This is a genomic window from Winogradskyella wichelsiae (assembly GCF_013403925.1).
Taxonomy (GTDB): domain Bacteria; phylum Bacteroidota; class Bacteroidia; order Flavobacteriales; family Flavobacteriaceae; genus Winogradskyella; species Winogradskyella wichelsiae.
This window is the reverse complement of the sequence record NZ_JABFDJ010000051.1, coordinates 1-595: the sequence shown is the minus strand read 5'-3', so window position 1 is coordinate 595 and position 595 is coordinate 1. Positions and strand designations below refer to the sequence as shown.

The 595-nt window shown below is 36.3% G+C and carries 1 protein-coding gene; it reads left to right on the top strand.

Annotated features, from left to right (window positions below):
- A partial coding sequence (locus HM985_RS17465; RefSeq protein ID WP_179377420.1) for a DUF7507 domain-containing protein occupies window positions 1–595 on the top strand: 595 nt, incomplete at both ends.

Here is a 595-nt window from a genome sequence, read left to right as displayed (position 1 = left end):
ATGATTCAGTTTTAGAAGATGACATTACAGAAACAGTAATGCCTCAAGAAAGTGGAATTGCAGTGATTAAAACATCAGTATTTAATGATGAAAATAATGATGGCTTCGCAGACTTAGGGGAAACCATCACTTATAATTTCACGGTAACTAATGAAGGTGAATTAGCAATCACGAGTGTGGTATTAACCGATGCCATGTTAGGTGGAGTAATCACTTTAGCATCTGGAGATCTCAATGGTGATAACATTTTAGACGTTGATGAAACTTGGTTATACACAGCAAATTATACGATACTTCAATCAGATATTGATGCAGGTATTGTAAGTAATCAAGCCACAGTAACTGGAACAAGTTCGGATGGATCTACATTAACAGATCTTTCAGATGATGATTCAGTTTTAGAAGATGACATTACAGAAACAGTAATGCCTCAAGAAAGTGGAATCGGAGTTATCAAAACATCAGTATTTAATGACGAAAATAATGATGGCTTCGCAGACTTAGGGGAAACCATCACTTATAATTTCACCGTAACCAATGAAGGCGAATTAGCAATCACAAGTGTGGTATTAACCGATGCCATGTTAGGTGGAGT